Origin of the sequence: Pseudomonas sp. 2957 (assembly GCF_031456345.1) — a bacterium.
In the GTDB taxonomy this organism is placed as follows: Bacteria; Pseudomonadota; Gammaproteobacteria; order Pseudomonadales; family Pseudomonadaceae; genus Aquipseudomonas; species Aquipseudomonas siliginis.
Map to the genome: position 1 here is coordinate 160,593 of NZ_JAVDUL010000005.1, position 13,726 is coordinate 174,318.

Genomic DNA, 13,726 nt, shown 5'->3' on the forward strand with positions numbered 1-13,726 from the left:
CGCTCCCACAGTGGATCTGCGGCGCTCTGAAAAAATGCTGGCAATCCCCACCGCCGATATGCGCCACTAGCGCCATCGATATAGACCGCGCCAGGCGCGGCGCAACTGGAGACCCGTTTATGAGCGAGAGTGTGTTTGCCGATCGCATCGTGCAGAACCTGCTCGACACCGACTTCTACAAGCTGACGATGATGCAGGCGGTGCTGCACAACTACCCCAACGTCGAAGTCGAATGGGAGTTCCGCTGCCGCAACGCCGAAGATCTGCGCCCGTATCTGGCCGAGATCCGTCATCAGATCGAGCGTCTGGCCGAGCTGAGCCTGAGTGCTGATCAGTTGAGTTTTCTCGAGCGTATCACCTTCCTGAAACCGGATTTCCTGCGTTTCCTGGGTCTGTTCCGCTTCAACCTGCGCTACCTGCACACCGGCATCGAGAATGGAGAGTTGTTCATCCGCCTGCGCGGGCCGTGGCTGCATGTGATCCTCTACGAAGTGCCGCTGCTGGCGATCGTCAGCGAAGTGCGCAATCGCTATCGCTACCGGGAGACTTCGCTGGAGCAGGCACGCGAACAGCTGTATCGCAAGTTCGACTGGCTGACCGCCAATGCTTCGGCCGATGAGCTGTCGCAATTGCAGGTCGCCGATTTCGGCACGCGTCGACGCTTTTCCTTTGGCGTGCAGGCCGAAGTGGTCAACGTGCTCAAGCACGACTTCCCGGGTCGTTTCGTCGGTACCAGCAATGTGCACCTGTCCCGCGAGCTGGACATGAAACCGCTGGGCACCATGGCTCACGAGTGGATCATGGCCCATCAGCAACTCGGCCCGCGCCTGATCGACAGCCAGATCGCCGCGCTCGATTGCTGGGTTCGCGAATACCGTGGCCTGCTCGGTATCGCCCTCACCGACTGCATTACCACAGATGCGTTTCTTGGCGATTTCGATCTGTTCTTTGCCAAGCTCTTCGACGGTCTGCGCCACGATTCCGGGGACCCGGTAGCGTGGGGTGAAAAGTGCATCGCGCACTACCACAAGCTCGGCATCGACCCGATGAGCAAGACCCTGGTGTTTTCCGACAGTCTGACCCTGCCCAAATCGCTGGAGATTTTCCGCGCGCTGCACGGTCGCATCAATGTGAGCTTCGGCATCGGTACCAACCTCACTTGTGATATCCCGGGTGTCGAACCGATGAGCATCGTGCTTAAAATGACCGCCTGCAACGGCCAGCCGGTGGCGAAGATCTCCGACGAGCCTGGCAAGACCCACTGCAAAGATCCGAATTTCGTCGCCTATTTGCGACATGTGTTCAAGGTTCCTGCCGAATCCAGTCTATCTAGCAAGGAGTGAATTCATGCAAGCCGTACAGCGTGAGATTGCTGAGCAGCTCAAGGTGCAACCACCGTTCGCCGACGATCAGGCCCTGCAGGCCGAAGTCGCCCGGCGCCTGACGTTCATCCAGGAATGTCTGGTCAATTCCGGGCTCAAGACCCTGGTGCTGGGCATCAGCGGCGGCGTCGACTCACTGACCGCCGGCCTCCTGGCCCAGCGCGCGGTACGTGAACTGCGCGAAAAAACCGGCGACGACCGCTACAAATTCATCGCCGTGCGCCTGCCGTATGAAACCCAGTTCGACGAGCACGACGCCAAGGCTTCGCTCGACTGCATCGCCCCTGACGAAATCCACACCGTGAACATCGGCCCGGCGGTCAAGGCACTGGCGGCTCAGGTGTCAGCGTTCGGAGGCAAACCGGCGGCGTCGGTGGACTTCGTGCTGGGTAATACCAAGGCGCGGATGCGCATGGTGGCGCAGTACACGATTGCCGGGGTGGCGGGCGGTCTGGTGATTGGCACCGACCATGCAGCGGAAGCGGTGATGGGTTTCTTCACCAAATTCGGCGATGGCGCCTGCGACCTCGCCCCGCTCAGTGGCTTGGTGAAAAATCAGGTGCGCGCCATTGCCCGCAGCTTTGGCGCGCCGGAATCGCTGGTCGAAAAAGTCCCGACAGCCGACCTCGAAGATCTTTCGCCAGGCAAGCCGGACGAAGCAGCGCATGGCGTGACCTATGCCGAGATCGATGCGTTTCTGCACGGTGAAGCGGTGCGGGACGAGGCGGCGAAGATCATTGTCGATACGTACAACAAGACCCATCACAAGCGCGTGATGCCGTTTGCGCCTTGAGGCATGGAAGTGCCTGCACGAGCCTGTAGGAGCTGACGAGTGCAACGAGGCTGCGATCTTTTGATCTTGCTTTCAAGATCAAGATCAAAAGATCGCAGCCTTCGGCAGCTCCTACACAAAAAAGCGTCCCGGGGGGACGCTTTTTTTGTGCCTGGTTTACTTGACGACGATAGTGCCTTTCATCATCGAGATGTGCCCAGGGAACGAGCAGAAGAAGCCGTAGCTACCGTCAGCCACCTTGGCCACATCGAAGGTCACCGAATCGGTTTCCTTGGCGCCGATGATCTTGGTGTGGGCGATGATGCGTGCGTCGCCGTCTTTCAGGTAGTTCTTGTCGATGCCAGCGGCGAGCCCGTCGGTGGCGATTGGCTGCATGTCAGCTTCTTTGCTGATCACCAGGTTATGGCCCATGACGTTCTTCGGCAGGCTGCCGGAGTGGGTCAGTTCGACGGTGAAGGTCTTGCAGCTCTTGTCGATCACGATTTCCTTGGTGTTGAAGGTCATCTGATCGGTGGAATCAACGGTGGTTTTGCACTCGGCAGCCATCAATTGGCTGCTGGCCAGCGCCAGCAGGGATACCGCAACAACTTTGGAAAACATGGTGAATCTCCAAGGCAGGGTTAACAAAAACACTAGTGGTGGAAAGACTGCCTGAAATCATCGCAAGTTCATATGACTTGAGTCAAAAATTGTATACAACTTTCAGGCTATGGCACCCATCGACACAATCTAACGGCCATTTCGTACGGCCAGCCCTATGATCGGCCCACCTACTGAAACGGAGTGCCAGTCATGTTCTTTAACGGTCTGTTGTGCAGCTTGCTCGCCGCCTACGCCTGTGGCGCCAGCGGTACTTTTGAATCACCTGAACGCGAAGTCTAGTCCTTGGAGCGCAGCGTGCCAGCCGTTACCCTGTGCGCCTGATCGACTCAGGAGTAACGCATGTCGCTGAAATCCGTTTGTGTGTTTTGCGGTGCCAACGCCGGTACCGTACCGGCCTACACTGAAGCTGCCGTGGCCCTTGGCCGGGCATTGGCCGAGCGAAATCTGACGCTGGTCTACGGCGGTGGTGCCGTCGGTTTGATGGGCATTGTGGCTGATGCCGCGCTGGCCGCTGGCGGCGAAGTGATCGGCATCATTCCGCAAAGCCTGATGGACAAGGAGATCGGCCACAAAAGCCTGACGCGCCTGGAAGTGGTAGACGGCATGCATGCGCGCAAGGCGCGGATGGCCGAACTCAGCGATGCATTCATCGCCCTGCCCGGCGGCCTCGGCACGCTGGAAGAGCTGTTCGAAGTCTGGACCTGGGGCCAGCTCGGCTACCACGGCAAGCCTTTGGGGCTGCTGGAAGTGAACGGTTTCTACAGCAAACTCACGGCTTTTCTCGATCATATCGTCGGCGAAGGCTTCGTTCGCGCGCCACACCGTGACATGCTGCAAGTGAGCGAATCGCCAGAATCCCTGCTCGACGCCCTCGATCAGTGGCAGCCGACCGTCACGCCCAAGTGGGTCGACCAAAAACCCGGTTAACCCCCGGACACCGATACAGGGCAGAATACGCGCCGCTCAACCTCACCTTCGACCCCAGAGGATCGCCCATGGCCAAACCCAATTACTCCTTCGCCAAACGTCAACGAGACCTGGCAAAGGAACAGAAGAAAGAGGAAAAGCTTCAGCGCAAGAAGCAAACCGCTGAAGAAGCGGCACTGAACCCTGACGGTGAAGTGGCGACCGATGATGATGTTGATGCATCCGATGCACCGAAAGATCAGACGCCCGACGCCTGAGCCCCACCGGGTTTGATGATCGAATCAGACCCTGCGGATTTGTGACGGGGCTGGCAGTTCTGCTGCCGGCCCTCACAGCCCTGCTTTCCCTGAAACACCAAAATCCCCTGTGGGAGCGAGCCTGCTCGCGAATGCGATATATCTGTTACAAATCTATTGGCTGACCTGACGCTTTCGCGAGCAGGCTCGCTCCCACATTTGAAGACTCATCAATTCTGAGGCATCACCGTAACCCGCACTTCCGGGTCGTGATTACCGCCACCGAGAATCACCCCCCGCAACGGCGACACATCGGAAAAATCCCTCCCCCACGCCAACGTGATGTGTTCCAGCGCCGGCCGCACATTGTTGGTCGGATCGAAATCCACCCAGCCCGATACCGGACAGAACACCGATACCCACGCATGCGAGGCGTCGGCGCCGATCAGGCGTGGCTGTCCCGGCGGCGGCTGGGTCAGCAGGTAGCCGCTGACATAACGCGCCGCCAGACCGCGCGAGCGCACACAGGCCAGCATCAGATGAGCGAAGTCCTGACACACGCCGCGTCGACGCTCCAGCACTTCCACCAGCGGCGTCGCCACCTGGGTGGCTTCGGCATCGAAGGTGAATTCGCTGAAGATCTTCTGCATCAGCGCCTGCACGCCGAGCAGCAACGGTCGCCCTGGCGGAAAACAGCTTTGCGAGAACTCGACGAAGCTGCGCTTCAAATGCACATAAGGTGACTGGAACCGGTAGCGACAGGCTTCGAGCAAGTCGGCGGACAACGGCTGACTGCTGTAGGTCAGCGCATCGCGGGTCTGCTCCCACGCCGGCGACTGATTGAAATCCAGCGCCGGTCGCGCCAGCACTTCGACCGTCAGCCGGGCGTTGACCTGCAATTGGTCATGGGGCCGCTCAAAGGCCAACCGCGTCAGCGGATTGCCGAAAACATCCAGCTCATCCCGGCGCATGGTCGGTTCGGGGCTGATCAGCAACTGCTGCTCGGTGCAGCGCTGCCAGCTGCATTCGCGCGGCCACAGGTGCGCCAGTTGCTGCGCGAGGGAGACCGGGCTGTCGTAGTGATAACAGGTGTCGTGAAAGATCTGGTACTGAGCGCTCATCACACGGACACCGTTCGCTGGCTGACATCATCGACATGGGCGAAATGGCGCAGGGCCAGACGATCCGATACCTGGCCGCTGGCTTCGGCGATTTCCTGCAACAGATCGGCCAGACCATCCAGCGCGGCACGTACGCTGGATTTGCCGAACAGCGGGTTCTCCAGACAACCGAGATCAAACCGCGAGAGGCGTTCGACCAGCTGCGGCAGCGCGGTTTCGCGAGGTGCGCCGAAGTCGTCGTTCAAGCGTTTCAGCGTGCGGGTGACCAGTTTCAGCTGAAACAGCACCGCGTGGGGGTTCTGCTCATCCAGCAACAGCAGATCGAGCACCGGAATCAATTGCGCCACCGCCAGATAGCGCGAGCGGTAGGTGATGCTGCTGTTACCCAACTCCAGCAACCACTCAAGCCCCGCCTGATCGAACGCACCCGCACCGCGCAGAAACGCGGCGAGGCTGCTGCTGAGAAATTGCAGGCGTTCGATGCGCCGGCCAATCATCAGAAAGCGCCAGCCTTCGTCACGGGTCATGTCATCCAGCGCAAACCCCGACAGCGCTGCCAGCGACATCACCAGACGGTTGAGGAAATCCAGCAGTTCGCCGAAGTCCGGTTCATCGACTTCCAGCTCCAGCGCCTCGCGCTGCAACTCGACCAGCGCCTGCCAGTTTTCCCGGGACAGCTTGCCGCGCACTTGCGACGCAGCCCACTGCAAGCGCTGCAAGTTGGAACGCAGGCTGAACGACCAATCCTCGCCCAGCAACGCAGCGAGCAGGCGCTCCGGCAGTTCGCCTTCATCGGGCAGCAAGGCCAGCCGCTCGCCGAGATCGACCGCTGCTTGCAGCGCCTGCGGATCATCGCCATCGACGTAACGCGTGAGCATGATGCGCAGCAGCCGCGCGCTGTCGTCGCAGCGTTCGCAGTAGCGACCGAACCAGAACAGATTCTCCACTACCCGCGATGGCAGGTAAGGATCGCGCCGCACCAGATCGTGCACGCCGACATTGCGCTGCGCCTTCCACTGCTCGCCACTCGGCGCACGGTCGCTGAGCACCCAGGTGTCCTTGCTCGCCCCGCCGCGCTGCATCGACACCACTTCGGCATCAGCCTCGGCCGCCACTCGGGTCAGACCGCCCGGCAACACGCGGTAGCCATCGTGGCTGGCCACCGCATACATGCGCATGCCGATCGCGCGGGGTTGCAGATGACCGTCCTCGGCTTGCCAGACCGGCGCCTGCGACAGTTGCGCAAGCTCTTGCGCGACGTAGGCATAAGGCCGTGCCTGCATACGCTGCGCCAGCTCGAGGCGCTGGCTTTCATTCAAGTCACGGCCGAAAACAGGCGCGAAGCTCTGCGACGGGAACGCCGGTTTGATCAACAGCTCCGGAAGTTTTTCCAGCGCCTGCGCCAGCACCGGCGCTTCACCGCACCACCAGGTGGCGATCGAGGGCAGGATCAGTTCTTCGCCGAACAGGTACTGATTGATCTTCGGCAGAAACCCCAACAGCCCCGGCGATTCCAGCACGCCGCTGCCCAGCGCATTGGCCACCAGCACCCGCCCCTGACGCACCGCCTCAAGCAGACCGGGGACGCCAAGCGCCGAGTCGGTACGCAGTTCCAGCGGGTCGCAGAAATCATCGTCGAGGCGGCGCATGATCGCGTGCACCCGGCGCAGGCCACTGAGGGTTTTCAGGTAAACGGTGGCATTGCGCACCGTCAGATCGCCGCCCTCGACCAGCGGATAGCCGAGCTGGCGCGCCAGATACAGATGTTCGAAATAACTTTCATTGAACCGCCCCGGTGTCAGCAGCACCACCAGCGGTGCGTCATCGCCCTCCGGTGCCTGACGGGCCAAAGTTTCCTGCAAGGTGCGGAAGAAACCGGCCAGATGCTGGACCTTAAGATCCCGGTACAAATCGGGAAAGGCGCGGGAGACGATGGTGCGGTTTTCCAGCGCATAGCCGGCCCCGGACGGCGCCTGGGTGCGATCGGCAGTGACCCACCAGCGACCATCCGGTGTGCGCGCCAGATCCACGGCATACAAATGCAAAAAGGCTGATTCGGGCGGGGCAATGCCCTGACAGGGCCAGAGAAAATTGTTGTGTCCGAATACCAGCTCGGCGGGCAGCAGGCCTTCGCTGATCAACCGCTGCGGACCGTACAGATCCGCCAGCACTGCATTGAGCAAGCGCGCACGCTGAGCGATGCCGGCGGACAATTGCTGCCATTCATCTGCCGCGATCACATGGGGCAGCAGATCCAGCTCCCACGGCCGGTCAGCGCCCTTGGGATCGGCATAGACGTTGTAGGTGACGCCGTTTTCCTGAATCTGCCGCGCCAGCAAGGCTTGGCGCTGCACCAGTTGCGCCGGACTGCTGCGCTGCAACTGATCGAACAGGCGCTGCCAATGCGAGCGCACCGCGCCGCTGCCGTCGAGCAGTTCATGATAGGTGCCCGCGGTCAGCGGGTAGCGGTCTAGCAGGTCAGGCATGGAAAGCTCGGCAGACAGCAGGGAACGGTCAGACTAACGCAGGCACATGACACGCGGATATACGAAAAATCCGCGTGTTGCGTAGGCTCTAGAAACGGCGCAGATCGATGGTCATCGGTAGCTCGTCATTGATTTCTACTTTGGGTACGGGAAGCTTCCCCGGCGTGTGTCCGAGGCGGAAAAACCGCGCCATGCGCCGACTCTCCGCTTCATTGGCATTGACCGGCAAGGTTTCGTAATTGCGCCCGCCGGGATGGGCCACGTGATACTGGCAACCGCCCAGCGAACGCCCCATCCAGGTATCGAGCAGGTCGAATACCAATGGTGCGTGCACCGCTATGGTCGGATGCAGACAGTTGGCTGGTTGCCAGGCCCGAAAGCGCACCCCGGCGACAAACTCGCCTACTCGTCCGGTCGGGTGCAACGGCACCGCGACGCCATTACAGGTCAGCAGATAGCGCTGTGGCGGCAGGCCGTTGAGCTTGACCTGCAAGCGCTCCAGCGATGAATCGACGTAGCGCACCGTGCCGCCCGCCGAGCCCTCCTCGCCCAGCACATGCCAGGGTTCAAGCGCCTGACGCAGCTCCAGCTCGATGCCATTGACGGCGTAGTCGCCGACCTTGGGAAAACGAAATTCCAGATGCGCCGCGAACCACTCGGCGCGCAACGGGTAGCCAGCGTTGTTGAGTTCGACGATAACGTCGGCGAAATCCTCTTCGATAAAGTGCGGCAGCAGAAAGCGGTCGTGCAGCTCGGTGCCCCAGCGCGCCAGTTTCGCCGGCGCATAAGGCTCGCGCCAGAACCGCGCGACCAGCGCCCGCAGCAACAACTGCTGAGCCAGACTCATGCGCGCATGGGGCGGCATTTCAAAAGCGCGCAGTTCCAGCAAGCCAAGACGCCCGGTGGCGCCGTCCGGTGAATACAGTTTGTCGATGCAGAATTCGGCGCGATGGGTATTGCCGGTGACGTCGATCAGCAAATTGCGCAGCAGTCGATCGACCAGCCACGGTGCACATTCCTCGCCCGGTTCCGGCATTTGCGCAAAGGCGATTTCCAGTTCGTACAAGGCGTCATTGCGCGCCTCATCAACCCGTGGAGCCTGGGACGTCGGACCAATGAACAGCCCGGAAAACAGGTACGACAGCGAAGGATGGTTGTGCCAGTAACTGATCAGGCTGCGCAGCAGATCCGGCCGCCGCAGAAACGGTGAGTCCGCCGGTGTCGCGCCGCCGAGGACGAAATGGTTGCCGCCGCCGGTGCCGGTGTGGCGCCCGTCGATCATGAACTTCTCGGTGGTCAGGCGGGTTTGCCGTGCCTGTTCATAGAGAAACTCGGTGCGCTCGACCAACTCGTCCCAGGTCGCCGATGGCTGCACGTTGACCTCGATCACGCCCGGGTCCGGAGTGACACGGAAGTTGCTCAGGCGCGGATCACTTGGTGGTTCATAGCCTTCCAGCAGCACCGGGCAGTGCAGTTCTTCGGCGGTGGCCTCAATGGCCGAGACCAGTTCCAGATAATCCTCGACCCGCTCCAGCGGCGGCATGAACAGATACAGCCGGCCTTCGCGGGCCTCGGCGCAGAATGCGGTACGGGTCAGCCAGTCAGCGGATTCGTCGATTTTCGGCACCCGCTCATCCAGCGCAGCAGGTTCGCCGTGCACACCGAGCTGCGCCGGATCCGGCAGTTCAGCGAAGTCCTGATTCGGATCGTTGGGATGGATGAACGGATATTCCGCCGCTTTCACCCACGGCTGCGAGGCCAGCGGCAAGCGGTAACCCAGCGGCGAATCCCCCGGCACCAGGCGACAGTGCTCGTCACGCAGATACCAGCGCCCGCTCTGCCATTGATCGCCCTTGGCCGTGCGCGCCAGCGGCAGCACCTGGCCGATCACCTTGTTCAGGCCCTGACTGAAGACCTTGCGCAATCGCGCGCGCTCCAATGGCTCTTCCAGACGCGAATCTTCGGCGCTGACGTTGCCGGGCAACGCACCCTCGCGCCACAGGTAGTAGAGATGATCCTCGTAAGCCGGGAAGACGAAGCGCGCAGGCAACTTCAGACGCTCGGCGACGCTGGCGAGAAAGCGTCCGGCCAGTGCGCCGTCGGCGCCATAGTCCTGCTGTTCGTCGGCGATCAATGCGTCGTTGTGCCAGATCGGCTGACCGTCGCGGCGCCAGTAACAATTGAGCGACCAGCGCGGCAACTGCTCGCCGGGATACCACTTGCCCTGGCCGAAATGCACCAGCCCCTGTGGTGCGTATTGCTTGCGCAGGCGCTGAAACAGTTCGGCGGACAGCCGGCGCTTGTCCGGCCCCAGCGCGGCGGTGTTCCATTCGGCGCCGTCCGGATCGTCGATGGAGACGAAGGTCGGCTCGCCGCCCATGGTCAGGCGCACATCGCCTTCGAGCAGGTCGGCATCGATCTGCCGGCCCAGTGCCTGGATCGCCCGCCACTGTTCATCGGTGTAGGGCTTGGTGACGCGTGGCGCTTCCCAGATTCGCTCGACCGACATTTCATGGCTGAACTGCGTCTCGCAAGGTTCGACCAGACCACTGATCGGTGCCGCCGAGGACGGATCGGGACTACAGGCCAACGGAATATGCCCTTCCCCAGCGAACAACCCGGACGTGGCATCGAGGCCGATCCAGCCGGCACCCGGCAAATACACCTCGCACCAGGCGTGCAGGTCGGTGAAGTCGACGTCGGTGCCGGACGGGCCGTCGAGGCTTTTCACGTCGGCGGTCAGTTGAATCAGGTAGCCGGAAACAAACCGCGCCGCCAGACCGAGATTGCGCAACAGCTGCACCAGCAACCATGCCGAATCACGGCAGGAACCGGAGGCGTGTTGCAGTGTGTGCTCCGGAGTCTGCACGCCGGGCTCCATGCGGATCAGGTAGCCGATGTCTTCACTGAGGCGCTGATTGAGCGCCACCAGAAAATCCACCGCCGGCAGTGGCGTGCGGTCGATGCTGTCCAGGTAAGCCTTGAACGTTGGCGTCAGCGGCAGGGTTTCGAGGTACGGCGCCAGCTCCTTGCGTTCATCGGCGGCGTAGCTGAACGGAATTCTCTCGGCGTACGGTTCGAGGAAGAAGTCGAACGGATTGAACACCGCCATTTCCGCGACCAGATCGACTTCGATGCGCAGCTCTGCGGTTTTTTCGGGGAACACCAGACGTGCCAGGTAATTGCCCTGGGGGTCCTGCTGCCAGTTGATGAAATGCTGCTCGGGCGAGACTTTCAGCGCATAGGAAAGAATTCGCGTGCGGCTGTGGGGCGCCGGGCGCAGGCGGACGATCTGCGGGCCGAGTTCGACAGCGCGGTCGTAGCGATAATGCGTGACGTGATGCAATGCGACATGAATCGACACGGCGTGCCTCCTGCGAGCCTTGGGCGTATGGGAAAGCGCGCAAGACTTATGCCATGCACAGGCTTGCGCGCTTTCGCGAAATGCTCAAGGCAGTACAGCACCAAAACCGGGCGATGCGAGGAAATGCTTGGACTCAGTTGCACGCAAATGTTGCGGACGCTGATTCTTGCGGTGTTTGATCGGACGCTTTCGCGAGCAGGCTCGCTCCCACATTTGGAATGCGTTCCCCTGTGGGAGCGAGCCTGCTCGCGAAGAGGCCAGTGGCAACAACTTGATCATTCCCACGCTCTGCGTGGGAATGCAGCCCGTGACGCTCCGCGTCACAACCATGTTCGACAATACTGCGAGTAACGGCTGGAACGCGGAGCGTCCCGAGAGGCATTCCCACGCGGAGCGTGGGAACGATCAGCAAAACGCCAACCCGAAGGTTGGCGTTCTGTTCAGCTCAAGCAGTGTTTAGCGCGGCACGACCGGCTTGCGTGTCGGCTTCGGCCCTTTGCCTTTGGCCGCATCCTTGCGCTCCTTGGCCGCCTGCTGGTTGCGGGCGAAAGCCGCAGCCTTGGCCTGTTCACGCTTGTCCCACGGATTACCGCCATCACTGGCACGCGGCGGCAGACCGGTGTGCTGGGTGAGAATCTTGGTGGTCTTCTCTTTGGCGACCTTGTGGCTGCCGGCCGGCGTCGAGTTCTTGCGACGGGCGCTCTGGTAGCTGTCGGTGGCTGGCTGATGCGCCGGGATCAGTTGATCCTTGCCCGGCCCGATCAGATCGGCGCGGCCCATGCGGATCAGCGCTTCACGCAGCATCGGCCAGCCTTTCGGGTCGTGATAACGCAAGAACGCCTTGTGCAGACGACGCTGATCTTCGCTCTTGACGATGGTCACGCCGTCGCTCTTGTACGTCACCTTGCGCAGCGGGTTCTTGCCCGAGTGGTACATCGCCGTGGCGGTGGCCATCGGCGACGGGTAGAACGCCTGCACCTGATCGGCGCGGAAGCCATTGCCCTTGAGCCACAGAGCAAGGTTCATCATGTCTTCGTCGGTGGTGCCCGGGTGGGCAGCGATGAAGTACGGAATCAGGTACTGCTCCTTGCCCGCTTCCTTGGTGTACTTCTCGAACATGCGCTTGAACTTGTCATAGCTGCCGATGCCCGGCTTCATCATCTGGTTGAGCGGACCTTCCTCGGTGTGCTCCGGGGCGATCTTCAGATAACCGCCGACGTGGTGAGTCACCAGCTCCTTGACGTATTCCGGCGACTCGACGGCGAGGTCGTAACGCAAACCGGAGGCGATCAGGATCTTCTTCACACCCGGCAGGGCACGGGCGCTGCGATACAGCTGAATCAGCGACGAATGGTCGGTGTTCAGGTTCGGGCAGATACCGGGGAACACGCACGAAGGCTTGCGGCAGGCGGATTCGATTTCCGGGCTCTTGCAGGCGATGCGGTACATGTTCGCAGTCGGGCCGCCGAGGTCGGAAATGACCCCGGTGAAACCCGGCACCTTGTCGCGGATCTCTTCGATTTCGCGAATGATCGACTCTTCGGAACGGTTCTGGATGATGCGGCCTTCGTGCTCGGTGATCGAGCAGAAGGTGCAGCCACCAAAGCAGCCACGCATGATGTTCACCGAGAAACGGATCATGTCGTAGGCCGGGATCTTCTCCTTGCCGTACGCCGGGTGCGGCACACGGGCGTAAGGCATGCCGAACACGTAGTCCATTTCTTCGGTGGTCATCGGAATCGGCGGCGGGTTGAACCAGACATCGAGCTCGCCATGCTTCTGCACCAGCGCACGGGCGTTGCCCGGGTTGGTTTCCAGGTGCAACACGCGGTTGGCGTGGGCGTAAAGAACCGGGTCGTTGCGCACCTTCTCCATCGACGGCAGACGAATCACGGTCTTGTCACGGGTCATGCGCGGGCTGGCCAGGATCTGCACGACCTTGGCTTCCTGCGGATCTTCGACCGGGCCTTTTTCCTGCTCGATGGCGCAGGCCTGGGTGTCCTGGGTATTCACGTACGGGTTGATGATCTTGTCGACCTTGCCCGGACGGTCGATGCGCGTGGAGTCGACTTCGTACCAGCCCTGTGGCGTGTCGCGACGGATGAACGCGGTGCCGCGCACATCGGTGATGTCTTCGATCTTGTGGCCCCACGACAGGCGCTGGGCAACTTCGACAATGGCCCGCTCGGCGTTGCCGTACAGCAGAATGTCGGCGCTGGCGTCGATCAGGATCGAGTTGCGCACGCGATCCTGCCAATAGTCGTAGTGGGCGATGCGGCGCAGCGAGGCTTCAATGCCGCCGAGCACGATCGGCACATGCTTGTAGGCTTCCTTGCAGCGCTGGCTGTAGACCAGACTGGCGCGATCCGGACGCTTGCCGGCCATGCCGCCGGGCGTGTACGCGTCATCGGAACGGATTTTCTTGTCCGCGGTGTAACGATTGATCATCGAGTCCATGTTGCCCGCCGCGACGCCGAAGAACAGGTTCGGCTCGCCGAGCTTCATGAAGTCGTCTTTGGACTGCCAGTTCGGCTGCGCGATGATCCCGACGCGGAAGCCTTGCGACTCCAGCAGCCGGCCGATGATCGCCATGCCGAACGACGGATGATCGACGTAGGCATCACCGGTAACAATGATGATGTCGCACGAATCCCAGCCGAGCTGATCCATCTCCTCCCTGCTCATCGGCAGGAATGGCGCTGGCCCGAAACATTCGGCCCAATATTTTGGATAGTCAAATAACGGCTTGGCTGCTTGCATGTCGACGACCGGTGTTGAAGTGAAAAATCGCGGGCGCGGAATATAGCACAAATT

The 13,726-nt window shown here is 61.4% G+C and carries 9 protein-coding genes; 4 read left to right on the top strand and 5 right to left on the bottom strand.

The genetic code is table 11. The annotated features are described in order from the left end of the window. The first annotated feature begins 119 nt into the window (after positions 1-119). Together pncB and nadE are read left to right on the top strand one after the other, a co-directional pair. On the top strand, positions 120-1,343 hold the full coding sequence (gene pncB / locus J2Y39_RS19040) for a nicotinate phosphoribosyltransferase (protein ID WP_076565435.1): 1,224 nt from the start codon (positions 120-122) through the stop codon (positions 1,341-1,343). A 4-nt stretch (positions 1,344-1,347) separates the two neighbouring features. Next, a complete protein-coding gene (gene nadE / locus J2Y39_RS19045; protein ID WP_310219192.1) occupies positions 1,348-2,175 on the top strand; it encodes an ammonia-dependent NAD(+) synthetase in 828 nt (275 codons plus the stop codon). Positions 2,176-2,331: 156 nt separating this feature from the next. On the opposite strand, the gene azu is transcribed toward nadE, so the two are convergent. Further along, positions 2,332-2,775 (bottom strand): azurin, encoded by a 444-nt coding sequence (gene azu, locus J2Y39_RS19050; protein ID WP_305382097.1) that lies wholly within the window; start codon positions 2,773-2,775, stop codon positions 2,332-2,334. A gap of 342 nt (positions 2,776-3,117) precedes the next feature. On the opposite strand from azu, the gene J2Y39_RS19055 reads away from it, so the two are divergent. Together J2Y39_RS19055 and J2Y39_RS19060 are read left to right on the top strand one after the other, a co-directional pair. Beyond that, positions 3,118-3,705, top strand: a complete 588-nt coding sequence (locus J2Y39_RS19055; protein WP_310219194.1) for a TIGR00730 family Rossman fold protein — start codon at positions 3,118-3,120, stop codon at positions 3,703-3,705. Positions 3,706-3,773: 68 nt separating this feature from the next. Next, complete coding sequence (locus tag J2Y39_RS19060) at positions 3,774-3,962, top strand: hypothetical protein (protein ID WP_016771927.1); 189 nt, start codon at positions 3,774-3,776, stop codon at positions 3,960-3,962. Positions 3,963-4,171: 209 nt separating this feature from the next. Here the strand turns inward: J2Y39_RS19060 and J2Y39_RS19065 are convergent, their stop codons facing one another. From J2Y39_RS19065 to J2Y39_RS19080, 4 genes are all read right to left on the bottom strand, one after another. Beyond that, positions 4,172-5,062, bottom strand: a complete 891-nt coding sequence (locus tag J2Y39_RS19065; RefSeq protein ID WP_110602754.1) for a transglutaminase family protein — start codon at positions 5,060-5,062, stop codon at positions 4,172-4,174. Further along, the gene (locus J2Y39_RS19070; protein WP_310219195.1) at positions 5,062-7,548 is read right to left on the bottom strand and encodes a circularly permuted type 2 ATP-grasp protein; all 2,487 of its coding nucleotides are present in this window, start codon (positions 7,546-7,548) and stop codon (positions 5,062-5,064) included. Before J2Y39_RS19070 ends, J2Y39_RS19065 begins: the two co-directional genes overlap by 1 nt. A gap of 88 nt (positions 7,549-7,636) precedes the next feature. Continuing rightward, on the bottom strand, positions 7,637-10,912 hold the full coding sequence (locus tag J2Y39_RS19075) for a transglutaminase family protein (protein ID WP_310219196.1): 3,276 nt from the start codon (positions 10,910-10,912) through the stop codon (positions 7,637-7,639). Positions 10,913-11,368: 456 nt separating this feature from the next. Continuing rightward, positions 11,369-13,672 (bottom strand): YgiQ family radical SAM protein, encoded by a 2,304-nt coding sequence (locus J2Y39_RS19080; protein WP_016771932.1) that lies wholly within the window; start codon positions 13,670-13,672, stop codon positions 11,369-11,371. Positions 13,673-13,726: the final 54 nt, after the last annotated feature.